This window comes from Phytobacter sp. MRY16-398 (assembly GCF_003925915.1).
Taxonomy (GTDB): Bacteria; Pseudomonadota; Gammaproteobacteria; order Enterobacterales; family Enterobacteriaceae; genus Phytobacter; species Phytobacter diazotrophicus.
Genome location: NZ_AP018757.1, coordinates 87,934 through 112,304, shown reverse-complemented (window position 1 = coordinate 112,304; position 24,371 = coordinate 87,934). Strand labels below are relative to the sequence as shown.

23 protein-coding genes are annotated in these 24,371 nt (G+C 50.7%); 10 read left to right on the top strand and 13 right to left on the bottom strand.

Annotated features, from left to right (window positions below; translation table 11 throughout):
• Positions 1–22: 22 nt before the first annotated feature.
• From MRY16398_RS29545 to MRY16398_RS29515, 7 genes are all read right to left on the bottom strand, one after another.
• Positions 23–1,357 (bottom strand): hypothetical protein, encoded by a 1,335-nt coding sequence (locus MRY16398_RS29545; RefSeq protein ID WP_071196152.1) that lies wholly within the window; start codon positions 1,355–1,357, stop codon positions 23–25.
• Between the two features lie 18 nt (positions 1,358–1,375).
• Complete coding sequence (locus MRY16398_RS29540) at positions 1,376–2,164, bottom strand: site-specific integrase (protein WP_047368840.1); 789 nt, start codon at positions 2,162–2,164, stop codon at positions 1,376–1,378.
• Positions 2,165–2,188: 24 nt separating this feature from the next.
• Positions 2,189–2,698 carry a hypothetical protein gene (locus MRY16398_RS29535; RefSeq protein ID WP_047368841.1) on the bottom strand — a complete coding sequence of 170 codons (510 nt, stop codon included), beginning with the start codon at positions 2,696–2,698 and terminating at the stop codon, positions 2,189–2,191.
• A 37-nt stretch (positions 2,699–2,735) separates the two neighbouring features.
• Positions 2,736–3,104 (bottom strand): hypothetical protein, encoded by a 369-nt coding sequence (locus MRY16398_RS29530; protein ID WP_047368889.1) that lies wholly within the window; start codon positions 3,102–3,104, stop codon positions 2,736–2,738.
• A gap of 66 nt (positions 3,105–3,170) precedes the next feature.
• Positions 3,171–3,662, bottom strand: a complete 492-nt coding sequence (locus MRY16398_RS29525) for a hypothetical protein (RefSeq protein WP_052958800.1) — start codon at positions 3,660–3,662, stop codon at positions 3,171–3,173.
• A 136-nt stretch (positions 3,663–3,798) separates the two neighbouring features.
• Entirely contained in the window at positions 3,799–4,104 is a 306-nt protein-coding gene (locus tag MRY16398_RS29520) for a hypothetical protein (protein WP_047368842.1), read from the bottom strand.
• A gap of 57 nt (positions 4,105–4,161) precedes the next feature.
• A complete protein-coding gene (locus MRY16398_RS29515; protein WP_125125746.1) occupies positions 4,162–4,530 on the bottom strand; it encodes a hypothetical protein in 369 nt (122 codons plus the stop codon).
• Between the two features lie 868 nt (positions 4,531–5,398).
• Between MRY16398_RS29515 and MRY16398_RS29510 the strand changes: the two genes are divergently transcribed.
• The gene (locus tag MRY16398_RS29510) at positions 5,399–6,307 is read left to right on the top strand and encodes an HNH endonuclease (protein ID WP_007374408.1); all 909 of its coding nucleotides are present in this window, start codon (positions 5,399–5,401) and stop codon (positions 6,305–6,307) included.
• A 407-nt stretch (positions 6,308–6,714) separates the two neighbouring features.
• Here the strand turns inward: MRY16398_RS29510 and copM are convergent, their stop codons facing one another.
• From copM to silR, 4 genes are all read right to left on the bottom strand, one after another.
• Positions 6,715–7,065, bottom strand: a complete 351-nt coding sequence (gene copM, locus MRY16398_RS29505) for a CopM family metallochaperone (protein ID WP_032716639.1) — start codon at positions 7,063–7,065, stop codon at positions 6,715–6,717.
• 145 nt (positions 7,066–7,210) lie between these two features.
• A complete protein-coding gene (gene silE / locus MRY16398_RS29500; RefSeq protein WP_047368844.1) occupies positions 7,211–7,642 on the bottom strand; it encodes a silver-binding protein SilE in 432 nt (143 codons plus the stop codon).
• Positions 7,643–7,892: 250 nt separating this feature from the next.
• Positions 7,893–9,368, bottom strand: a complete 1,476-nt coding sequence (gene silS / locus MRY16398_RS29495) for a copper/silver sensor histidine kinase SilS (RefSeq protein ID WP_007374412.1) — start codon at positions 9,366–9,368, stop codon at positions 7,893–7,895.
• Positions 9,361–10,041, bottom strand: coding sequence for a copper/silver response regulator transcription factor SilR (silR, locus tag MRY16398_RS29490; RefSeq protein ID WP_007374413.1), 681 nt, complete (start codon positions 10,039–10,041; stop codon positions 9,361–9,363). The genes silS and silR overlap by 8 nt, the downstream gene beginning before the upstream one ends.
• A gap of 189 nt (positions 10,042–10,230) precedes the next feature.
• Between silR and silC the strand changes: the two genes are divergently transcribed.
• From silC to MRY16398_RS29455, 7 genes are all read left to right on the top strand, one after another.
• Positions 10,231–11,616 (top strand): Cu(+)/Ag(+) efflux RND transporter outer membrane channel SilC, encoded by a 1,386-nt coding sequence (gene silC / locus MRY16398_RS29485; RefSeq protein WP_047368845.1) that lies wholly within the window; start codon positions 10,231–10,233, stop codon positions 11,614–11,616.
• A gap of 29 nt (positions 11,617–11,645) precedes the next feature.
• Positions 11,646–11,999: a cation efflux system protein CusF gene (gene cusF / locus MRY16398_RS29480; RefSeq protein WP_007374415.1), complete on the top strand. Its 354-nt coding sequence runs from the start codon at positions 11,646–11,648 to the stop codon at positions 11,997–11,999.
• A gap of 113 nt (positions 12,000–12,112) precedes the next feature.
• A complete protein-coding gene (silB, locus tag MRY16398_RS29475) occupies positions 12,113–13,405 on the top strand; it encodes a Cu(+)/Ag(+) efflux RND transporter periplasmic adaptor subunit SilB (RefSeq protein ID WP_047368846.1) in 1,293 nt (430 codons plus the stop codon).
• Positions 13,406–13,415: 10 nt separating this feature from the next.
• Positions 13,416–16,562: a Cu(+)/Ag(+) efflux RND transporter permease subunit SilA gene (gene silA / locus MRY16398_RS29470; protein ID WP_125125745.1), complete on the top strand. Its 3,147-nt coding sequence runs from the start codon at positions 13,416–13,418 to the stop codon at positions 16,560–16,562.
• Between the two features lie 86 nt (positions 16,563–16,648).
• Positions 16,649–17,089, top strand: coding sequence for a DUF411 domain-containing protein (locus MRY16398_RS29465; RefSeq protein ID WP_002436620.1), 441 nt, complete (start codon positions 16,649–16,651; stop codon positions 17,087–17,089).
• 97 nt (positions 17,090–17,186) lie between these two features.
• Positions 17,187–19,658 carry an Ag(+)-translocating P-type ATPase SilP gene (gene silP / locus MRY16398_RS29460; RefSeq protein ID WP_139153684.1) on the top strand — a complete coding sequence of 824 codons (2,472 nt, stop codon included), beginning with the start codon at positions 17,187–17,189 and terminating at the stop codon, positions 19,656–19,658.
• Positions 19,659–19,698: 40 nt separating this feature from the next.
• Positions 19,699–19,896: a DUF2933 domain-containing protein gene (locus MRY16398_RS29455; protein ID WP_000843494.1), complete on the top strand. Its 198-nt coding sequence runs from the start codon at positions 19,699–19,701 to the stop codon at positions 19,894–19,896.
• A 33-nt stretch (positions 19,897–19,929) separates the two neighbouring features.
• Here the strand turns inward: MRY16398_RS29455 and MRY16398_RS29450 are convergent, their stop codons facing one another.
• Entirely contained in the window at positions 19,930–20,667 is a 738-nt protein-coding gene (locus tag MRY16398_RS29450; RefSeq protein WP_000287502.1) for a peptidoglycan DD-metalloendopeptidase family protein, read from the bottom strand.
• 288 nt (positions 20,668–20,955) lie between these two features.
• Positions 20,956–21,405 (bottom strand): copper resistance protein, encoded by a 450-nt coding sequence (locus tag MRY16398_RS29445; protein ID WP_001023257.1) that lies wholly within the window; start codon positions 21,403–21,405, stop codon positions 20,956–20,958.
• A 234-nt stretch (positions 21,406–21,639) separates the two neighbouring features.
• On the opposite strand from MRY16398_RS29445, the gene pcoA reads away from it, so the two are divergent.
• Both pcoA and pcoB read left to right on the top strand, forming a co-directional pair.
• Positions 21,640–23,457: a multicopper oxidase PcoA gene (gene pcoA, locus MRY16398_RS29440; protein ID WP_000925242.1), complete on the top strand. Its 1,818-nt coding sequence runs from the start codon at positions 21,640–21,642 to the stop codon at positions 23,455–23,457.
• Between the two features lie 5 nt (positions 23,458–23,462).
• A complete protein-coding gene (gene pcoB, locus MRY16398_RS29435) occupies positions 23,463–24,353 on the top strand; it encodes a copper resistance outer membrane transporter PcoB (RefSeq protein ID WP_171861965.1) in 891 nt (296 codons plus the stop codon).
• Positions 24,354–24,371: the final 18 nt, after the last annotated feature.

Genomic DNA, 24,371 nt, shown 5'->3' with positions numbered 1-24,371 from the left:
TTGGGGTGTTTCCCATAAACACTCATCTGTCGTTAAGGTGATTCAACACCCCAAAAATATGCCGACTAAACGGTTTGGCACTGTGTGTCGGAGGGTCGGTCTGTAGTTTTCCCAGCGTCCTCATTCCCTTATGCTGTTCAGCTTTACGAAGACAGTACTCTTCATCCGTATATCCCATAGTCTCGATCACTACCTGATGGATGCTTCCAGTAAGGTCCCGGGCGGTGACAATAAAGTCAGGTAGTACAAACCCTTTTTCACCTTCAAGATCCACCTCGATATCAAAAAGAGGCTTTACCAGGCTTAACGCCGGCGCATCCGATTTTTTTGACAGCCATTCAGCCGCTTCGGAGAGGCTTTCAAGCGTGCCGCGTTCCAGGCCACTGTCAACTGGCACCGGGCATCCGCGCCTGAACAGGGCATGCGCATAACCTTCGCTGCAGATCACAGAGCCATCCATACCTCTGCGAAATGCCAGGATCACCCAATAGGGTGGCCGGGCACCATCCTGTGCTTCGCCGTTAATACTCAACCCTCGCTCAGGGCGGAAAACCAGCTCACCGTCCGGCCATATGAACGAGACTTCGTCCCGGGAGACCTTTGTGGATGTAAAAATCTGAAAGAACATCCGCGTTTTATTGGCGGGCCAGTGTGCATCCGGACGTTCAAGCGTCTTCATCAGTTGTTCCCTGCCGTTTTCGCTAATACCGGGAGAAAATCTTACGATCTCTGACAGCAGACGCCCCCGAATAAATTCATTTTGTTCCGTAACGTTCCTGAGCATGTTTACGGATTCCGAGACACTCCGGGACGGAATCGGAAACAGAGAGTCAATACGGTTAAGGCCTGCGTCCTCAATAAGAGTTAGCAGCAGCCGCGCTATACGCGGACGGCGGGTACGGCGGGTGCGATCGTCTTCCGGTTTGGTGGGACGTCCCGGAGCTTTAATGGTGGTACCGGCATCATCCGGAGGCAGGAAATCTCGGTAGCTTATTCGCCTGCTTCCTGCCGTTTTTCGTGTGCCGACCCGAGTTGCTCCTTCATCACCGCAGAAAGGGCGGTACATACGGCAAGACATATCATGTTCGTGACTGAATCCTGCCAAGAAGAGAGTGCCAGTATCCTTCATCAGGTTAGCGCTGTTCCGGGCTGGGTGTTCACCATGTACGCAGTCACATTCAAGCCAGGCCTCTTTTTGCCGCATTTCCTGAAGTACCGAACTGGCGAGTGTCAGTTCGCCAGTAGTTAGCGGCGCGCGAGCGCTGTAGTAAGCCTTGACGGCGTCTTCCTCATCGGGACGCAGCCAACGAATTGATCCGCCGGTTGGATTTTTCTTACGAACTAGCTGCATGGCCATGGATATGTCCTCAGAATGTTAGTTACGGGGTTTGTCCTGTGAGTGTTGTCGGAGCAGGGAAACGGCATCACTTTCGGGCATAGAGAACTGGACGCGATGGCGGGCGGCGACATCAAGCGCAAACACCTTCGTGTAGACTTCCGTTGAGCTGATTGACTTGTGGCCCATCAGGCTCTGCAGCACCTTGAGTGGAATACCGGCGTACAGCATGTGCATGGCGTAGGAGTGACGAAACGTGTGCAGGGTCACCGGTACCGAGAACGACACCCCGTCAGCCGCAGCGGCGTCAGTGGCTTCATTCAGCCACGTCCTCGCCGTCCGGTCGGTAATGTTCCAGAGGCGCGCCTTTTCGGTCCGGCCGGTGCGTTTGTTTTTGCGCTCGAGCGGAATTTTCAGGGTGGCCACCATCATCTCCAGCTGGCGGACATAGAGGTTATCTGACAGCGGGACCAGACGGTGGGGCGTGGCACCGGCGGGCGTACGGCCGGCACTGCGGGCCGCTTTTTCTTCACGTTGTTTGAGGGTGGCCAACTGCACAAACGGATACGGTGATACCAGCGAAAAATCCCCCCGCGTCAGGGCCAGCGCTTCGTTGATACGTGCGCCGGTGTTCCACAGGGTGGCCAGTAACATCCTGCGGTGCAGATCCGGGACATAGTGGAGCAGGGCATTGATTTCCGGCGCCAGCAGGTATTTTGGCAGTTCATCCTGTACCAGAGCCATCTGGCGCAGTGCCAGTGCCGCCGGATAATCGATGGCCACCGGCAGCTGCGCCGGTGCCGAACCGTAATTCACAAGCTGGGTCATGTTATGTTCCTGTCGGAAGCGGAATTATTCATCCAGGGACCAGGGGGACGGCAGAGCACACAGCGTGCTGAGTTCCTGAATGATACCGTCACACTCACCGACCAGTTTCTGGTATACGTCAGAGGCGGTTTCACGGTATTCGTGACCATCCGTATATTCTTCAAATACAGCATCCAGCCGCGCCTCGTGCTGAGTGCGCAGAAAAGCCAACCTGTGAATTCTCAGCTGCAGCACACCATCCAGGACAGTCCAGTCTCCCTTTACCCTGCTGAAATCCGGCGCCTTGGGCCGTGGCAGAATACCATCGTCCTTAACCGGGAAGCGTGAAAACTCATGACACTGCACCCGGAATCCTGCCAGGATTATCATCAGCTGGCTGCCGATGTATGCGCGCTCTGAAGCCAGCTTTTTATCTGCAGCCTTTTTTTCGCGTCTGGCGGCGAAATAATGTGAGAGAAACTGGCTGCCCAGCGCACCACCCATTCCAGCCAGTGCTGTAGCCACCGGCACCCACAACGGAACGACAGCGGTCATGGCGTCCGCTCCGGTTCAGGCCGTAATCTGCTGTTGATCACCATGACCTGCCGCCCGTGTTCTGATACAGCAGTGGCACCTCATCAGACATCATTACATGACGCGTGCTTTTTCCGTGAAAAATGCGGCGCATCATCGGTGTAAAATCTGCAGGCTCCCAGCCATAGGGCCACGTACAGTAAATCCCGTCCTTAAGCGTGTTATCCCGTCGCTCAGGGCCGGCAACGATGCGTCTGACCTCAAGGTTCAGCGCTTCACCGCGCAGGCCGTACTGCCCCAGGTAGCGGCGCAGCCGCGTTCGCGGCATCCGGGGGTCTGATTTTTCGCCGGCATTAACATCCGTAAACTGTGTGATGGTCATAATTCCCGCGCCAAACTTGCGCATGGTTCTTAAGGCGGCAGCCATATCGTTCATTCCTGTCTCCGGTGAGTAATCGACTCTGTACACCCTGTTACCTGGCGGCAGGGCGGGTCAGTAAATCCCGCCTTGACCGACAGCCTCAGCCACGGTGTGCCTGTTTTGTTGCACGAACGCGTAAGTGCGCTCACGTACCCCGGTATCACAGAACCCCCAGGAAAGTGCAGCACCAATAATGTCGGCCGGAAGCGCCATGAAGAACGCCCTGATCTGCTCCGGGGTGGGTTCTTGTGCGACGCCAGACGCAACCAGCAGATCATGAAGCAGCTCCCGGTCGTGATGCCCCTCTGGTGTGTTGTGCCAGAAGGCTTCACGGACCGCATTCAGGCGCTGATCTTCGGCCCTGTCTTCCGCTTCCTGGCGCATCGTCTCCTGCTCCTGCTGTTCCTCTGTGGGTGTTGTCTGCTTAAGCAATTCTTCGCAGGAGATACCAGGTCGCCGTGCGGCTGCCTGCAGCAGGACACTCTTCCCCGGGCCGGATGGGCCGGGCATCACCGTGTGCACAGGTATCGCCATCTCTGCGGCGGTAAATTTCGAACTGGTCATGGTTGCCTTCCTTCACTATTGTGACTGCGGATGCTGTCCGCTTTCTGTGACGATAAACGCGCCCGCCCTTGTTCCTTCGCCTGTTGAGAAATCCTGTCAGCACGGGTCAGCCAGAGCACGGAATGACGGTCAACCCTCAGCGTGGCCGGGGTGTTTTCGGCTTCTTTCTGTCCTCTGCCACACTGAGCTTTTCTTTATATTTGCGGATCCTTCCCCCCAGAGAAGAGAGGGAAGCCGGATGATTTAAGGTGTACCGAGGTTGTCCTGTACAGTGGATTTTCAGTAAGCCTTTACCCTCATCAATCCAGATAAAAAGGCAGCGCCCTATTTTTACCGGCTCCGGACTGGCATCAAGCACTTTTTGCGCATCCTCGAGAGTAAACTCGTGAGGAAATTTCCCGGCATCAGCCGCGCGCAGGACATCCTGTGCGGTATGTTTCATTATTTGCCCCTTAAAAAACGGATGGAATGTCGGATTCATTGTTGTCTGGAAATCCCGTCAGCCGCTATAGCAGTCACCCCTGCATTCGTCCTCTGGTGAAAACAAACCGTTATCATCAATATAAGGATGAACAAGCATTGTCATCCAGAACCATACATCCTTAAGGAACGCTTCAGAAACAGCGGTATCCTCATCTGGTTCATCAATAATCAATCCCGTATCATGTTCGTGATAGAAGATTGTGTACTCCCATTCATCCGGATGACCGACTTGCATGGCGAGCGTTCTTCCTCCTGTTGAACGAATCTCACTGCCTCGCCATTTGTCACAATGCGATAGTTCATCGAGATCTGTCTTAGTAGAAAACCAGAGTTCCTGATGAATCAGTTTCAATTCAAAAATGACATGCTGAAAAGTGTGGCTCACCTCGCCCCTCCAATACCCGATAGTAACCTGTCGCGATTATCACGTATTGATTAACCTGAAAGTTACAGCTGATAATTTTCCATATATAAATCATTTCCATGGTGATAATACGCAGGCATATAACCACACCATTAAATTACGGGATGGCCGTTTCCGCCTGATCCGACTTTTACGCTGTCTGAGACTTTCCGGAAGTGTACCACGGCCAGGAAATAACCACATCGCTGTTTTCGGCACCTGCGCGCCGGGTCACGGGGCAGGGCGAAAACACAACATCTGGTATGAGATGCATCTGACTGAAGCACTAGATGTTGTGTTTCTGCGCCGCCGCGCGCCGGGGCGTGTTCCGGAGATCCGGGTCTGGCTTTTTTCGGATCCCGGATGACAAAACGCATGATATTTCCTGTAAATGCAATTATTCATAACATTTATATTCATATATGTTAAAAGTGCGAAATTAGCATCAGTTGTTGGTTATTATTAAGATTTCAGCAACAAACCGTATCCCACCCGCTTCGTTAAAAAAACCGAAGGTCATCAGAAGCGCTCACTGATCGTTCCGGGCTGAGACGGTGGCAGCGTCACGGGTAATGTCTCTATTTTATTGGTCGTGAGGAAGGCCGGATAATGGCCAAACTAAGAAGCCATAGCATTGGGGGCAGCCTGCTGATCTGGTATGATCGAGCAGAGGCTCATCTCAATGAGCAATCCCCGCAACAAATTTTTTCGGGGTGCAACAGACCCTTTAGTGTCCAGGCCTGAAAAAAAAGAAAGCACGGTCTCTGAGAGACTACGGTCCTTACGCAACCATACCGGTTAGCAAGCTTTATATTTTCATTATGACTATCTGTATAACAGGGGAATGAATGTGATTAAAAAAATATGCGAAGTGATTGATGGAGAGTATGTCTGTGACATTGATATCAGTGTGGAAGAATGGAAAACTTTATTAACAAATGATAAAGTTTTTGACACAAAAAGTATTGCAGCGTTAAAAAAATGGTTTATTGAGCCAAATCATTCCTGCACATGCTTCGATATTGGTAAGAAGTACGACCTGCACAGCATGAGTGCTAATGGAGTCATAAACGGACTGGGTGGCAGAGTTCAAAAAGAACTTGGTAGATTCGAGGTTAAAGGTGTCGGAAATATCGCATCCGGTACAAAATTCATTACCGTAATGAAGAGTAAAGAAATCGGCGGAAAACCCAAAAGAAACTTATGGACAATTCGTGAGGAACTTGTTCAGGCAATTAACGAACTGGATTTTTTTGGTACAACAGAAATGGCCAGCAGTGAGTATTACTCTGACGATGAGTTGATCAATGCCATAGAGAAAAGTAATATCTTTGACAACGTTCAGACGTTTGAATATACAGGGGAAGCCAAACCAAAGAAAAATGCAATAGAAGTAAAAAATGGCCTCTCGTATCCCAGGAGTAAAGGCGTATCCCAAAATGCGCTGAATAAAGCAGGTTACAGATGTGAAGTCGATAGTGACCACCCAACATTCAGAAGGCGAAATTCATCCTTAAATTACACAGAACCTCATCACATTGTACCTATGTCCAGGCAAGATGCTTTTGACACATCTCTTGATGTTGAAGAAAATATCATATCTCTGTGTTGCAATTGCCATAAACAAATTCACCTTGGTCAGGGTTATGAAGATATGCTGAAAGAAATATACACTGCGCGAAAAAGGTTATTAAAAAAAGTTGGTATTGATATATCACTGGAAAACTTGATTCTTTATTACAAAATGGAAAGTAAGTGAGATTCAAACGAGAGTGATACCTTCGTTTTATTGGTCGGGATGAACAGCAGATGATGTTTCCGGCAAGTATCGGGTCCAGAAACTTTCTGTTAAAAAAGAGGTAAAAGTAGTCTTGAGCCCTGACTGCGAATTGCCATTGCGTATGACCAGAGAACAGGACGAACCCCTGCCAAACCCGGGCATGAGAAACGCTTTTAAAACATAGACTTAATTAAAATCAGCAATTCCCATCGAAATAATAAGCAAGCAGAATTGGCTCAGGTGAATTTCACTCGGTGCAGTGCATGCGTTGGGGGTTTTAAAAGGAAAAACCCGAAATGAATCGGGTTTTGATTAATTAACGATTAACAGGTTCCCGTGCCCGGGAACACTCTGACTGTACGCGCAATATATTATTTCCGCAATCATTATTTTTGATTACCAAGCCATTTATTCATCTGCTCAATTTCACCTTTTTGAGCTTTAATGATGTCCTGCGCGAGCTTTCTCATTTCCGGATCTTTTCCGTATTTTAGCTCGGTCTCAGCCATTGCTATTGCCCCTTCATGGTGTGCTACCATGCCTTTCGCAAAAGCCTTGTCGGGATCGGAATCTTTTACAGCGGCCATCATTTTGTCATGCATACCTTTCATGCCGGACATATATTCCTGTGACGATGCCGATGAGGATATATCTGACATTTTCATTTCTGAATGTTCTGCGGAAATCGCTGGCAGGGATAACATCAGTATAACAAAAAGCGAATTTGTGATTTTCATATAATAAACCCTTTCAGATGGTTACCGGATAAGTTTAGCTGAGTCAGACAAAAAAGCCCCCTGAAGGGGGCAAAAAATAACAACATATCCGTATAAGGGACAATCTACCAAGGAAAGGGTAACCGCACGGAAACTTCAGTTGTCATCAGCCCGCATTGATCATGCGGCGGTGTGCATCAGCCATAGCCTGATGGGGGCCGGACTGACCGTTATTCGTAAATTCATGGGCAACAGCTGCTCTTTCATGTTCATTCATCGCCGCAAACGAAGTCGCCGGACGGGAAGCGTTAACGGTACCAGTTCCCATCATCTTCTGATGACTTTCCACCATTTTCTGATGCGCATCTGCCGATCCGTTCGTCATGGTTTCATGGGCAATAATGGCCTGTTCATGTTGATTCATACCGGTCATACTGGGGGCGGCCCCCTGAATTCCTACAGGAGCAGCAGCAGACTGCATCTGGTGAGCAGGAGCCTGTGCATTGTTGACGCGCTCATGGATATTCACGGTTTCCGTGGCCCACACTGACGAAATTAAGCCAAGACCTAACACAGATGCTAAGACGATATTTTTCATGGTGACTCTCCAATAATTAATTAGTGATGTCCGGGAAATCATTATCTGAGTCTTCAGTTCCATAATTGAAACATCTACTGCAGTGATTATTTCTCCGGGAGATGGCTCTCTGTTCATTACATGGCATAGTGCTACACCATGTAATGATTCTGTAGTCCATCCTTCCTGATAAGTTGCACTAATTATATCGAATGGCTTCTGTTTGCTGCATGACAGGCTAATGACATCTTTGTCATTTAAATCTTTATTCTCAGTACTGGGTTTCCGGAATCATTTTCTCCAGTCTGGGCACGGATAGGATAAAACGAGTTGAACGTACGTCCGATTCCACCTGCACTCTTCCGTGATGTGCTTCCACGATGGACTTCACAATCGCAAGGCCGATGCCGCTGCCTTCTCCTTTTCGTTGTCTGGACGGATCTACCCGATAAAAACGGTCAAACAGCCTTGATAAATGCTCTTCAGGGATTGGTTTCCCCGGATTTTCAATCACAAGGTCAAAAAAGCTCTCCTGCTCTCTTATTGAGACGGTGATTGCCTGTCCCTCCGGGGTATAACGCAGGGCATTGGATAACAGATTATTGATCGCCCTTCTGAACATTTGTGGATCTCCCTCAACCAGGCAGGGCATCCCGTTAAATTTGAGCGTGATATTGCGTTCTTCGGCCCAGGCTTCGAAAAACTCGAAGACTTTCATGACTTCCGCTCTGAGGTCAAACATGACCCTGTCAGGTATCAGCTGATTATTATCTGCCTGTGCCAGGAACAGCATATCGCTGACCATTTTGGTCATCCGGTTATACTCTTCAAGACTGGAATAGAGGACATCCTCAAGTTCCCTCTGTGTTCGATCCTGACTCAGTGCGATTTCAGTCTGCGTCACCAGATTGGTGATGGGCGTTCTGATCTCATGCGCGATATCGGCAGAGAAATTGGCCTGGCGGGTAAAGACATCCTCAATCTTTCCAATCATATGATTGAACGAGATAACCAGTTGCTCCAGCTCAATGGGAACGCGTGTCGGTTCCAGTCGCGCATCAAGATTCTCGGAGGTGATGTTTTTAATGGCATTGCTGACATTACGAAGGGGCAGGTGCCCCTGACGGACAGCGATTCGAATGATCAGAACAATCAACAGGCTTATCACGACGGCAATCGCAATCAGGTTCTTTTTCAGCGCATCGAGGTAATGGAGATGGAAATTAATGGATAGGCCAGTCAGCATGACATAGTTCTGCTGTTTGCCCTGAAATATCGCCTGACCAGAGGAGGCGATAATCCTGTATGTTTCCATCTTCATTTCGGACCCGGTATCCATCGGTCCCGCAGGATCCTCCACCGTCCAGAGAAAGACATCCCGTGCGCGGCTGTGCTCGCTAAAATCTGCTGAATTCACTGCCGGGCGTAGTGCCGCCCCCTGAGCTGAGCTAAAGAGCACTTCCCCCCTGGGATTGAGGAGCAAAAGGGCAACGTTGCGGTAGCTGGCAATTGATTCCTTTATTTTGCTTATTTTTTTATCATCCGGATCCACCGGGGACTGCAGTATACGGTTCAGTGTGGTGCTGATTTGTTGAAGATCGCTGACGTCCTGCTCGGCAAAATGATTTTCAACAGAATGCAGCATAAACCAGGTGAAGGCGATAAAAGCCAGTATCGTGGACAGGCTGATAAAAAAGGTCAGCCGCAGAGCGAGTGAGAAAGGGCGTCTGGAAGGTTTGCTATGCATCCGGGACCTCCAGCATGTAGCCCACGCCCCGGACTGTCTGGATCAGCTTTGTCCCGTAATCGTTGTCTATTTTAGCGCGGAGTCGCTTTACTGCGACATCGATCGCATTAGTGTCGCTGTCAAAATTCATGTCCCAGACCTGAGAGGCAATCAGGGAGCGGGGAAGAACCTCTCCCTGATGGCGAATGAAGAATTCCAGCAGGCTGAACTCTTTACTGGTGAGCACAATGCGGTTTCCGGCGCGACTGACTTTTCTGGATACGAGATCAATCGAGAGGTCAGCCACCCTAAACTGGCTTTCCGTGATCATCGTGTTTCCCCGCCTCAGAAGGGTTCTCACCCGGGCGAGCAGTTCGGCAAACGCAAAGGGTTTAACCAGATAATCGTCCGCACCCAGTTCCAGTCCTTTGACCCTATGTTCGATCGTGCCGAGGGCTGTCAGCAGTAAGACCGGCATACCCTTTCCGGCAGTGCGCAGCATGCGGATGATATCCCAGCCGTTCACATCAGGTAGCATGATATCCAGAATGACTAAATCATACTCGGCTGTCATGGCGAGATGATATCCGGTAAGACCATTATCAGCGTGATCCACTACGAACCCTGCCTCTGTAAGCCCTTTGCTGAGATATTCACCTGTTTTAATTTCGTCTTCGACGATCAATATTTTCATCTTGCTCCCCGGCTGGCTGCTAATGTCATTCTATTGCGCCCACGATCGTTATCAACGGATTACAGCAAAAATGACAACATTGTCATTATCCTGTCACTCGGCAAACAGAGAGCGTTAGGTAAAGTACCCCTATCAATACTCTGGACTTCATTTGAACCATTTACCAGGTCTGCCTGGACGAGAAGCGTTATGTTCAAATTAAAATTACTCAGCATTAGCACGATATTCATCCTGGCAGGCTGCGTGTCGCTTGCGCCTGAATATCAGCGGCCCGCAGCACCGGTACCCCAGCAGTTTTCACTGTCCCATAACAGCCTGACGCCAGCGGTAAATGGCTATCAGGATACGGGCTGGCGTAACTTTTTTGTCGATCCCCAGGTTACCCGGTTGATCGGTGAAGCTCTGACTAATAACCGTGATTTGAGAATGGCTGCCCTGAAGGTTGAAGAGGCCCGGGCCCAGTTCAACGTCACGGATGCAGATCGTTATCCCCAACTGAATGCCTCATCCGGGATCACATACAGCGGTGGTCTGAAAGGTGACAAGCCGACCACACAGGAGTACGACGCGGGTCTGGAGCTCAACTATGAGCTCGATTTTTTTGGCAAACTTAAGAACATGAGTGAGGCTGATCGCCAGAACTACTTTGCCAGCGAAGAAGCCCGTCGTGCCGTACACATCCTGCTGGTCTCCAACGTTTCACAGAGCTATTTCAGCCAGCAACTGGCGTACGAACAACTCCGTATTGCGCGGAAAACGCTGAAAAATTATGAACAGTCTTATGCATTCGTTGAGCAACAACTGGTGACCGGGAGTACGAACGTTCTGGCGCTTGAACAGGCCAGGGGGCAAATCGAAAGTACCCGCGCCGAAATAGCCAAACGAGAAGGCGATCTGGCTCAGGCAAACAATGCCCTGCAACTGGTGCTGGGAACGTACCGCGCAGTTCCGTCAGAAAAAGGGATGAAAGGTGGTGAAATCGCGCCAGTAAAACTGCCCCCAAACCTGTCGTCACAAATTTTGCTGCAGCGCCCGGATATCATGGAAGCGGAATATCAGCTTAAAGCGGCTGATGCCAGTATTGGCGCAGCGCGAGCGGCCTTTTTCCCGTCCATTACCCTGACCAGTGGCCTTTCCGCAAGCAGTACGGAGTTGTCCAGCCTCTTTACGTCAGGAAGCGGAATGTGGAATTTTATCCCTAAAATTGAAATTCCTATTTTTAATGCCGGCCGGAACAAAGCCAATCTGAAACTGGCTGAAATTCGCCAGCAACAGTCGGTGGTTAATTACGAACAAAAAATTCAGTCGGCCTTTAAGGATGTTTCCAACACGCTTGCGCTGCGCGATAGTCTTAGCCAGCAACTCGAGGCACAGCAGCGTTATCTTGATTCACTCCAGATAACCCTCCAGCGAGCCCGGGGATTATATTCAAGTGGTGCAGTCAGCTACATAGAAGTGCTGGATGCAGAACGCTCCCTGTTCACTACGCAGCAAGCCATTCTCGACCTTACCTATTCCCGACAGGTTAACGAAATTAATCTGTTCACCGCACTGGGTGGCGGTTGGGTAGAGTAAATTATATTCAACATATCAGGAAATTAAAAATGCGTAACTCACTTAAAGCCGTTTTATTTGGTGCTATCTCTGTCATGTTTTCTGCCGGTCTGCATGCTGAAGTACATCAGCATGGTGATATGAACGCTGCCAGTGATGCTTCGGCACAGCAGGTTATCAAGGGCACCGGTGTCGTTAAAGACATTGATATGAATAGTAAAAAGATCACCATTTCGCACGAAGCAATCCCTGCTGTGGGCTGGCCTGCAATGACCATGCGCTTCACTTTTGTTAATGCAGACGACGCTATCAATGCCCTGAAAACCGGCAACCATGTCGATTTCTCGTTTATTCAGCAGGGCAATATCTCCTTACTCAAAAGCATTAACGTTACGCAATCCTGATTATCAGTCCGGAGCGAATACATCCAGTGCGCCTGAACATTCATTAAGGGATTACTGTGAATGAATGATCGGGCGCATATGCCAGGTGTTTTGATTTTTCAGCGAGAAATTGTATGGCTTCTTTAAAGATAAAATATGCTGCAATAATTATCAGCAGCCTCATAGCAGGAGGCCTGATATCGGTTACTGCCTGGCAGTATATCAACTCATCACAAAAAACAGTACAAACAGAACAAAAGGCACCGGAGCGAAAGGTTCTTTTCTGGTATGACCCGATGAAACCGGATACCAAATTTGATAAACCCGGAAAATCGCCTTTTATGGATATGGACCTGTTGCCAAAATATGCTGATGAAAGCGCCGAGAAAAGCAGTGGCGGGATCCGTATTGATCCAACGCAGGTTCAGAACCTGGGATTAAAAACACAAAAAGTCACGCGCGGGATGCTGAATTATACTCAGACCATTCCGGCTAATGTCAGTTACAACGAGTATCAGTTTGTCATTGTACAGGCGCGCTCTGACGGATTCGTCGAAAAAGTGTATCCCCTGACGATTGGCGATCATGTGAAGAAAGGCACTCCGCTTATCGATATCACCATTCCTGAATGGGTTGAGGCACAAAGTGAGTTCCTGCTGCTATCCGGTACAGGCGGTACGCCAACCCAGATAAAAGGGGTGCTGGAGCGACTTCGTCTGGCTGGCATGCCGGAAGAGGATGTTCAGAGGCTGCGTGCAACCCGCACAATCCAGACCCGTTTTTCCATTAAAGCACCTATTGATGGTGTCATTACTGCGTTTGACCTGCGCACCGGAATGAATATTTCGAAAGATAAAGTAGTGGCTCAGATTCAGGGGATGGATCCGGTCTGGATCAGCGCTGCAGTGCCAGAATCTATCGCCTATCTGCTTAAAGATACGTCGCAGTTTGAAATTTCGGTACCGGCTTATCCGGATAAAACATTCCATGTCGAAAAATGGAACATTCTTCCCAGCGTGGACCAGACAACCCGTACGCTTCAGGTCCGTCTCCAGGTTTCCAATAAGGATGAGTTTCTTAAACCGGGCATGAATGCCTACCTGAAACTGAATACCCGGAGCCAGGATATGCTGCTGATACCAAGCCAGGCCGTTATCGATACCGGTAAAGAACAGCGCGTGATTACTGTCGATAATGAAGGCAAGTTTGTGCCGAAACAGATCCAGGTGCTGCATGAATCACAGCAACAGTCCGGCATTGGCTCCGGCCTGAATGAAGGCGATACCGTGGTGGTCAGTGGCCTGTTCCTCATTGACTCCGAAGCCAATATTACGGGCGCGCTGGAACGTATGCGCCACCCTGAAAAAACAGAAAACAGTATGCCAGCAATGTCTGACCAGCCTGTAAATATGCATTCAGGGCACTGAGGAGACGACGATGATTGAATGGATTATCCGGCGCTCTGTCGCCAACCGTTTCCTGGTCATGATGGGTGCCCTGTTTCTCAGCATCTGGGGCACATGGACGATTATTAACACGCCGGTCGATGCCCTGCCTGACCTGTCAGATGTGCAGGTCATTATTAAAACCAGCTATCCCGGACAGGCCCCACAGATTGTAGAAAACCAGGTCACCTATCCGCTTACCACTACCATGTTGTCCGTACCTGGCGCAAAAACCGTGCGTGGTTTTTCACAGTTCGGTGATTCGTATGTGTATGTCATTTTTGAAGACGGCACCGATCTGTACTGGGCCCGTTCACGCGTGCTGGAATACCTGAATCAGGTTCAGGGCAAACTGCCTGCGGGTGTGAGCTCTGAAATCGGCCCGGACGCCACGGGGGTGGGCTGGATATTTGAATATGCCCTGGTCGATCGCAGCGGAAAACACGACCTTTCAGAACTGCGTTCTTTGCAGGACTGGTTCCTGAAATTTGAGCTGAAGACCATCCCGAACGTGGCTGAGGTAGCCTCGGTTGGGGGCGTGGTGAAACAGTACCAGATTCAGGTCAATCCGGTAAAACTGTCCCAGTATGGGATCAGCCTGCCCGAAGTGAAACAGGCCCTTGAATCGTCTAACCAGGAGGCCGGTGGTTCATCCGTTGAAATAGCCGAAGCGGAGTATATGGTCCGCGCCAGCGGTTATCTTCAGAGCATTGATGATTTTAATAACATCGTCCTGAAAACGGGCGAGAACGGCGTGCCGGTTTATTTGCGGGATGTTGCCCGCGTGCAGACCGGGCCTGAAATGCGGCGTGGTCTTGCCGAACTAAACGGCCAGGGGGAAGTCGCTGGTGGCGTGGTGATCCTGCGGTCGGGTAAAAACGCGCGCGACGTAATCACGGCAGTGAGGGATAAACTGGAGACACTGAAGGCTAGCCTGCCGGAAGGCGTTGAAATCGTGACCACCTACGATCGCAGCCAGTTAATCGACCGGGCGATTGATAACCTCAGCCATAAACTTCTGGAAGAGTTTATCGTTGTGGCCATCGTCTGTGCCCTGTTCCTGTGGCACGTACGTTCTGCCCTGGTGGCGATTATCTCTCTCCCGCTTGGCCTGTGTATCGCCTTTATCGTCATGCACTTCCAGGGACTGAACGCCAATATTATGTCGCTGGGAGGGATAGCGATTGCCGTCGGCGCGATGGTGGATGCCGCCATTGTGATGATTGAAAATGCGCACAAACGGCTTGAGGAATGGGATCATCAGCATCCGGGTGAGCAGATTGACAACGCCACCCGCTGGAAGGTGATTACCGACGCCTCCGTGGAAGTGGGACCCGCACTGTTTATCAGCCTGCTGATCATCACCCTGTCCTTTATACCTATCTTTACCCTGGAAGGTCAGGAAGGACGTCTGTTTGGCCCGCTGGCATTCACGAAAACGTACTCCATGGCGGGGGCGGCCGTGCTGGCCATCATTGTCATTCCGATCCTGATGGGATTCTGGATACGGGGGAAAATTCCTGCCGAGACCAGTAACCCCCTGAACCGGGTGCTGATCAAAGCGTATCATCCATTGCTGCTGCGGGTTCTCCACTGGCCAAAAACAACCCTGCTGGTTGCGGCCTTGTCTATTTTCACCGTTATCTGGCCACTGAGTCAGGTGGGTGGCGAGTTTCTGCCGAAGATTAACGAGGGCGACCTGTTGTATATGCCGTCGACCCTGCCGGGCGTCTCTCCGGCAGAAGCTGCAGCACTCTTGCAGACGACGGACAAGTTAATCAAAAGCGTTCCTGAAGTGGCCTCTGTATTTGGCAAGACCGGTAAAGCAGCGACCGCAACGGATTCCGCACCGCTTGAAATGGTGGAAACCACGATCCAGCTCAAACCAGAGGATCAGTGGCGTCCCGGCATGACAATTGACAAGATTATTGATGAACTCGACAGGACAGTCCGTTTACCGGGTCTGGCAAACCTCTGGGTGCCGCCTATCCGTAACCGTATTGATATGCTCTCAACCGGGATCAAAAGCCCGATAGGTATCAAAGTGTCCGGGACTGTTCTGTCCGATATCGACGCGACGGCGCAGAGTATCGAGGCGGTAGCCAAAACCGTGCCTGGCGTGGTGTCTGTCCTGGCTGAGCGACTTGAGGGCGGGCGCTACATCGATATCGATATCAACCGGGAGAAAGCCTCCCGCTACGGGATGACGGTAGGTGATGTCCAGCTGTTCGTCTCTTCAGCAATCGGAGGTGCTATGGTGGGTGAGACGGTTGAAGGGGTGGCCCGGTACCCTATTAACATTCGCTACCCGCAGGATTACCGGAACAGTCCGCAGGCGCTGAAACAGATGCCGATCCTGACCCCGATGAAGCAGCAGATCACGCTGGGCGATGTCGCGGATATTAACGTCGTTTCTGGACCAACCATGCTGAAAACCGAAAATGCCCGGCCAGCCAGCTGGATTTATGTTGATGCCCGCGGCAGGGACATGGTGTCGGTGGTTAACGACATTAAGACGGCCATCAGCGAGAAAGTGAAACTGAGACCGGGAACCAGTGTGGCATTCTCCGGACAGTTTGAACTGCTTGAGCATGCCAACAAGAAACTGAAGCTGATGGTGCCGATGACGGTGATGATCATTTTCATCCTGTTGTATCTGGCATTCCGCCGGGTTGACGAAGCCCTGCTGATCCTGATGAGCCTGCCGTTCGCCCTGGTTGGCGGAATATGGTTCCTGTACTGGCAGGGCTTCCATATGTCAGTGGCGACCGGAACCGGGTTTATCGCCCTGGCCGGGGTGGCAGCAGAGTTTGGCGTGGTCATGCTGATGTATCTGCGTCATGCCATTGAAGCGCACCCGGAATTGTCCCGTAAAGAGACGTTCACACCGGAAGGTCTTGATGAAGCCCTCTATCATGGTGCCGTACTGCGTGTCCGGCCGAAAGCCATGACCGTGGCGGTGATCATTGCGGGTCTGCTGCCAATACTCTGGGGAACCGGCGCAGGTTCAGAAGTCATGAGCCGTATTGCTGCGCCAATGATTGGTGGGATGATCACGGCTCCGCTGCTGTCCCTGTTCATTATTCCTGCCGCCTACAAATTAATCTGGCTGCGCAGACATAAAAAAAGCGTGTCATAACCCTGAAAGGGCGCCCCCAGTGGGCGTCCTTCTGCACTGATTCACCCTGACGTCAGGGTTTATATCGATAATATACAGAGGTGAGTATGAAAAAAGTGGTTCTAATGGCCCTGGCTCTCGGCCTGTCACTGCCTGCAATGGCGAGTGAAAAAGTCATTGATATGTACAAATCTGAAAACTGTGGCTGTTGTTCCCTGTGGGGCAAGGCGATGGAAAAAGACGGGTTCGAAGTGCGAACTCACGTCATGAATGATCAGGCGCTGTCAGCCCTGAAAGAAAAGCATGCTGTTCCTGCTGGACTACGAAGTTGTCATACCGCGGTTGTAGGTAATTTGATCATTGAAGGCCATGTGCCTGCGGCAACGATACATAAGGCCATGCAGTCTGGTTCGGGTATATACGGTCTCGCCACCCCCGGTATGCCAGCAGGAAGTCCGGGAATGGAGATGGGGGCCCGAAAAGAGGCTTACGATGTTATCGCATTCTCACCGGAGGGCAGTAAAAAAGTCTTCCAGCGAATCGAATAGTCAGCGGAACGGCTGATAACGGGACGCCGGCAGCAGGCACTCTTATGCCGGCGGCATTCGTGGTAATCGCATCCATGACATATCCTGAAGACAGAAAATGCTTCAGATATGCATAAGGAGAGTTACTGTGAAAAATGACAATGCAGTGGAACATAACAACCAGACTGCTTCTGAGCAGACATCATCCCCGGACGAGAGTCACGCATTGCATAAGGTGAGAGATCCCGTGTGCGGGATGGTCATCCTGCCTGACAAGGCGCACAGCAGCATTCGATACCAGGACCATCAGCTTTATTTCTGCTCCGCCAGCTGTGAGAGCAAATTTAAAGCCCATCCCGATCATTATTTTACCGAAGATGCCAGTGAACATCACCATCACCACGACCACCATGAAGTCAGCCCTGATAAGATAAAACAGTCTCACCGCCAGGCGGAGAAAGAGATTTCTGAAGGTGTGTGGACATGTCCGATGCATCCGGAGATACGCCGTAGTGGTCCCGGAAGCTGTCCTGTCTGTGGAATGGCACTGGAGCCGCTCGTAGCTACGGCATCCACGGGGACGAGTGATGAACTTCGCGACATGACAAGACGCTTCTGGCTGGGGTTGTTGCTGGCGTTTCCGGTTCTGATACTCGAAATGGGTTCTCATCTGTTTCCCGCTTTGAGGAATACAGTACCGCCACAGTACAACACATGGCTGCAGTTACTTCTGGCCTCTCCTGTCGTTTTGTGGTGTGGCTGGCCATTCTTCGCCCGGGCCGGAATGTCGTTACGTAACCGCTCCCTGAATATGTTTACCCTTGTTGCAATGGGGACCGGCGTAGCCTGGGTTTACAGCGTCATTGCAACCGTCTTCCCCTCCTGGTTTCCTGCATCGTTCAGAAACATGGATGGCCTGGTGGCCATTTATTTTGAAGCCGCAGCTGTTATTACGGTGCTTGTTCTGCTGGGACAGGTCCTTGAATTGCGGGCAAGGGAACAAACCTCAGGTGCCATTACTGCGCTTCTTAACCTTGCCCCCAAAACCGCCAGGCGGCTGGATCAAGACGGTCATGAAACGGATATTAATGCGGAAGATGTCCTGCCTGGCGATAAGCTCCGCATCAGACCTGGAGAGAGTATTCCGGTCGACGGTATCGTGGTCGAAGGCAAAACAACCGTTGATGAATCGATGGTGACCGGGGAATCTATGCCTGTTACCAAAACGGAGGGTGACCCTGTCATCGGGGGGACCATTAATCAGACAGGTAGTCTTATCATCCGTGCAGAGAAAGTCGGTGATGAAACGATGCTCTCACGAATTGTTCAGATGGTCGCTGATGCACAGCGTTCGCGGGCCCCCATCCAGAGAATGGCTGACAGCGTTTCAGGCTGGTTTGTTCCTCTGGTGATACTTATCGCGGTTGTTGCTTTCATGATCTGGTCTGTCTGGGGGCCCGAGCCCAGGATGGCGCACGGTCTCATTGCGGCTGTGTCGGTCCTGATTATTGCCTGTCCCTGCGCGCTGGGGCTGGCCACGCCGATGTCGATAATGGTGGGGGTGGGCAAAGGAGCCCAGGCCGGGGTGTTAATCAGGAATGCCGAAGCCCTTGAGCGTCTTGAAAAAGTGGACACGCTGGTTGTCGACAAAACAGGCACGCTCACGGAAGGTTCGCCGACGGTGACAGGGATTATCAGTCTCAATCCGGGTGGGGAAGCATCTCTTTTACGTGTAGCGGCCGCAGTGGAAAAAGGCTCGCAGCATCCGCTGGGTATGGCTGTAGTCCGGGCAGCCCAGCACAGGGGGATCATGATACCCGCAGTCAGTGATTTCAATGCTCCGTCGGGGAAAGGTGTTTCAGGCGATGTTGAAGGTCAACGGGTTGTTATTGGTAATGAACTGGCTATGCAGGAAAACAGTATCGTTATTGATAATCAAAAGGCCGTTGCGGATACGTTGCGGATGGAAGGCGCTACCGTTATCTATGTGGCCACAGATGGGTACCTTGCAGGCCTGATAGCTATCTCGGATCCCGTGAAAGCAACCACGCCGGATGCGCTTAAAGCTTTGCGTCAGGCGGGGATCCGCATTGTTATGCTCACCGGGGATAACCAGCTTACTGCTGAAGCAGTCGCACGGAAACTGGGAATAGATGAGGTTGAAGCCGGGGTTCTGCCTGACGGCAAAAAAGCAGTGATAACCCGACTGAAAGCGTCTGGTCATGTGGTTGCGATGGCGGGGGACGGTGTAAATGATGCCCCGGCGCTGGCAGCGGCTGACGTGGGCATAGCCATGGGAACGGGTACAGATGTGGCAATTGAAAGTGCCGGAGTCACCCTTCTCAAAGGCGACCTGATGATACTGAACAGGGCCCGTCATCTGTCAGAGATCACCATGAAAAATATCCGACAGAATCTGTTTTTTGCATTTATCTACAACGCACTTGGCGTGCCTGTGGCTGCAGGTCTGCTTTATCCTGTGTATGGAATACTGCTGTCGCCAGTTATTGCGGCGGCGGCCATGGCTCTTTCCTCCGTCAGCGTCATTGTGAATGCGTTGCGTCTGAAAAGTGTCAGGCTCGGGAAATAACACTGAGTGAAGGGTCAGTTACGAACAGAAGGAGTCCAGTATGAAAAGTACCACCTATGCGCTTATTGCTGTCGCCGCGATCGCGGCATTTGCCCTCCTGCGCGAACACTGGTCACATGTGGCAGGTTACTGGCCATATCTGTTATTGCTGGTCTGCCCGCTAATGCATCTTTTCCACGGCCACGGAGGGCATGGAGATCATCAACATCACGGAAGTGAAAACGATAAAAAAAATTAATCCGGCAGACGGGGCCGCGTCGCGGTCCCGTTATCAGTCCAGGTATCGTTCGTAGTCTCTGACATGCGCAAAGGCATGCTGTTCGAGTTTGTTATCAGCGGGTGCCGCTGCCCGGAACGCCAGAGAGTTAACAGGGTTGTTATTGATGACCAGCTCGTAATGCAGATGAGGACCGGATGAACGTCCGCTGTTACCGGATAACGCAATAGCACCTCCCCGTGTAACCCTGGCCCCTTTAGTAACGAGTATTTTATTGAGGTGGAGATAGCGAGTTTTAACACCGGCTTTTCCCGTTACTTCAACAAAATATCCCATGGTACTGTTGTATTCGGCCCGGGTGATTTTTCCGTCGATGACGCTGACTATTTTCGTGTTCATGGGCATGGAATAATCAATGCCATTATGGGGACTCACTTTTCCCGATACCGGGTTAAGTCTTGCAGGATTGAAAGGCGAACTGAGTCTTGCTGTGGCCGGTAACGGATAATCGAGACTGCCTTTCCCGGAAGTATCGGAAAGGTTATAGAACTTTTTATCTGATATACGATACGCCGTGTAATTAAATGAACCGGACGTAAATTTATAGGCCACGACACGTGATTTTCCCGCTTTCTTTTGCAGTACGAGTTTTAATGATTCATTTTTTTTCAAATGCCGCAGATTAAACCGGGAAGGCAAGGAGCGCTGAAGAGTAGCGATCTCGTTCGATTCCAGCCCCGAGCGGGTGGCTGAAAGGTAGGCATTTTCTTTTACGACATCGGTAGAATACATTTACTGGAATTCGCCGTTAGCATGAACACTGCGGCGTATGCTAGGGGTTTTCAGGAGGCGTGTCATCTGTCAGTTAATCGGGAGCACCGTTGATGGTCGTCATTTTTGTAACATATCTTGTTTCCCGTTTGCTCCTGAAGCTCTGGGAACTGTATGACCAGCCCGACGGTGATGATTAACGGGACTGAAACAGGTTACGGCAGAGCAATATGGGGCTCATGTCCTGCTACGTAACCCGTCAGTAAAGCCCTGCTGCGCACCTGACGCTAAGCACTAACCCGCCTGCAGTTACCTGGTCGAATACAGCCCGCGAAGCTTTCTTGCCTGCGTCTGATGTGCTTCCGCACCGGCATTATTGACCTGCTCATGCACGAGAGCGGCTTTTTCTCCGGCATTCAGTTCGTTAAAAGAAGAAGACGAGGTCTTTGAATTTGCATCACTGCCGGACAGCATTTTTTTATGTTCCTCAATCATTTTCTGATGCGCATAGGACGCGCTGTTGTTCATAAATGAATGAGCAACAATGGCCCTTTCATGTTCATTCATTTCAGAGAATGAGGGCGTGTTGTTTTTATTAACCCTGTCCGGTAAGTTTTCATGCGTCGAGGAATTCACATGACTGACGGCTGAGGCATTATTAACAAATCGATGTGCTTCATGGGCAATATCACTGGACTGAGCAAAAGCTGCCCCACAAAATAAAGCTGTAAACGCAGTGGTCGTGATTAATATATTCATGTGTAATTACCTTCTGAGGTACATAAAAGATGTCCTTATGATCATATATAAAAATAATCAACCTGTGGGGAAGATGACGTAAATGTAATACAGCTATGTACATTACACGATTGTAATGAATTTGTTTCTTAAGGTGTGCTAGATTCATTTCATTGTAAGTGGATGAACCAGTAATTTAATTTAAATCGGTTCTCGAATTCTGTCAGTAACCATACTTTAAATAAGGGAATGCGCATGCTGTTGAAAACGTCTCGACGAACTTTCCTGAAGGGGTTAACCCTCTCTGGCGTAGCCGGAAGTCTTGGCGTATGGAGTTTCAATGCGCGTTCCAGTCTGAGCCTGCCAGTTGCCGCATCCCTGCAGGGTACTCAGTTTGACCTGACCATTGGTGAAACGGCCGTCAATATCACGGGCAGTGAGCGTCAGGCCAAAACAATCAATGGAGGCCTGCCGGGGCCCGTTCTTCGCTGGAAAGAAGGTGACACCATTACCCTGAAGGTCAAAAACCGTCTTAATGAACAGACGTCCATTCACTGGCACGGCATTATTCTTCCGGCCAATATGGATGGTGTTCCGGGGCTGAGTTTTATGGGCATAGAGCCTGATGATACCTACGTTTACACCTTTAAGGTTAAGCAGAACGGGACTTACTGGTACCACAGCCATTCCGGTCTGCAGGAACAGGAGGGGGTATACGGTGCCATTATCATCGATGCCAGGGAGCCAGAACCGTTTGCTTACGATCGTGAGCATGTGGTCATGTTGTCTGACTGGACCGATGAAAATCCTCACAGCCTGCTGAAAAAATTAAAAAAACAGTCGGATTACTACAATTTCAATAAACCAACCGTTGGCTCTTTTTTCCGCGACGTGAATACCAGGGGGCTGTCAGCCACCATTGCCGATCGGAAAATGTGGGCTGAAATGAAAATGAATCCGACTGACCTCGCGGATGTCAGTGGCTACACCTACACCTATCTCATGAACGGGCAGGCCCCGCTGAAAAACTGGACCGGACTGTTCCGTCCCGGTGAAAAGATACGCTTACGGTTTATCAACGGCTCGGCAATGACCTATTTCGATATCCGTATCCCCGGGCTGAAAATGACGGTCGTGGCTGCAGATGGCCAGTATGTAAACCCGGTTACCGTTGACGAATTCAGGATTGCCGTTGCCGAAACCTATGATGTCATTGTGGAGCCTCAGGGTGAGGCCTATACCATCTTCGCACAATCCATGGACAGGACCGGTTACGCTCGAGGGACACTGGCCACGAGAGAGGGGTTAAGTGCTGCCGTTCCCCCCCTCGATCCCCGTCCTCTGTTGACCATGGAAGATATGGGTATGGGGGGAATGGGACATGATATGGCAGGAATGGACCACAGCCAGATGGGAGGCATGGATAACAGCGGAGAGATGATGTCTATGGACGGTGCTGACCTTCCGGATAGCGGGACATCCTCCGCGCCCATGGATCACAGCAGCATGGCCGGTATGGATCATTCCCGGATGGCCGGAATGCCGGGTATGCAAAGTCATCCTGCGTCAGAAACGGATAACCCACTGGTTGATATGCAGGCGATGAGCGTCTCTCCGAAATTAAATGATCCGGGTATTGGTCTTCGAAATAACGGAAGAAAGGTTCTCACGTACGCGGATTTGAAAAGCCGCTTTGAGGATCCTGACGGACGTGAACCTGGCCGTACCATAGAACTGCATTTAACCGGCCACATGGAAAAGTTTGCCTGGTCATTTAACGGAATCAAGTTTTCAGATGCCGCACCGGTGCTGCTGAAATACGGTGAGCGGCTCAGGATCACGCTGATCAACGATACCATGATGACTCACCCCATTCACCTGCATGGTATGTGGAGCGATCTGGAAGATGAAAACGGTAATTTCATGGTTCGTAAACACACAATAGATGTTCCCCCTGGTACAAAACGCAGTTACAGAGTGACAGCAGATGCGCTTGGCCGCTGGGCGTATCACTGCCATTTGCTCTATCACATGGAAATGGGAATGTTTCGTGAAGTCCGGGTGGAGGAATGATGCGAATGAAGAGAAATTTGAAGGCCATACCTGTTCTGGTCGCCGGTTTCTTTACCTCACAGCTTTCTATTGCGGCGGGCTCCGTCTCTGCAGATCCCCACGCCGGGCACGACATGTCTGCCATGCAGATGCCAGCAGATGAGAATTTCACTGAGATGACGTCAATGGAGCCCATTGTAACTGAGAGCAGAACGCCAATTCCGCCTGTTACCGATGCCGACCGGAAGGCTGCATTCGGCAATTTACAGGGGCATGCGATTCACGACAGTGCGATTAATTATCTGGTTCTGCTGGATCAACTGGAATGGCAACGGTCGGATAACACCAACAATTTCAGCTGGAGTGTTAACAGCTGGATTGGAGGCGACACAGATCGGATTTGGCTAAAGAGTGAAGGTGAACGAAGCAATGGGGAAACGGAGGCGGCTGAAGCGCAGTTACTCTGGGGACATGCGGTTGGCCCATGGTGGGATTTGGTTGCGGGTGTCAGGCAGGATTTCAGACCTGCTTCTGCCCGGACCTGGGCTGCTGTCGGTTTTCAGGGGCTGGCACTCTATAATTTTGAGTCTGAAATTACGGGTTTTGTCAGTAATGGCGGAAAAGCAGCCCTTCGTCTGGGAGGAGAATACGACGTTTTACTGACTAACCGGCTCATACTCCAGCCATCCTATGAGGTGAATTTCTACAGTCAGGATGATGAATCGCGGGGTCGCGGCAGGGGACTGACTGACACAGAGCTGGGGCTCCGGCTGCGCTATGAAATACGCCGTGAGTTTGCACCCTATATAGGCGTTTCCTGGAATCAACTTTACGGGAAAACATCCGATATGGCGAAAAGAGAAGGTGAGAAAGACCATCAGGTAGTATTCCTGGCGGGAGCCAGAATCTGGTTTTAACGCACTGATATAAAACAC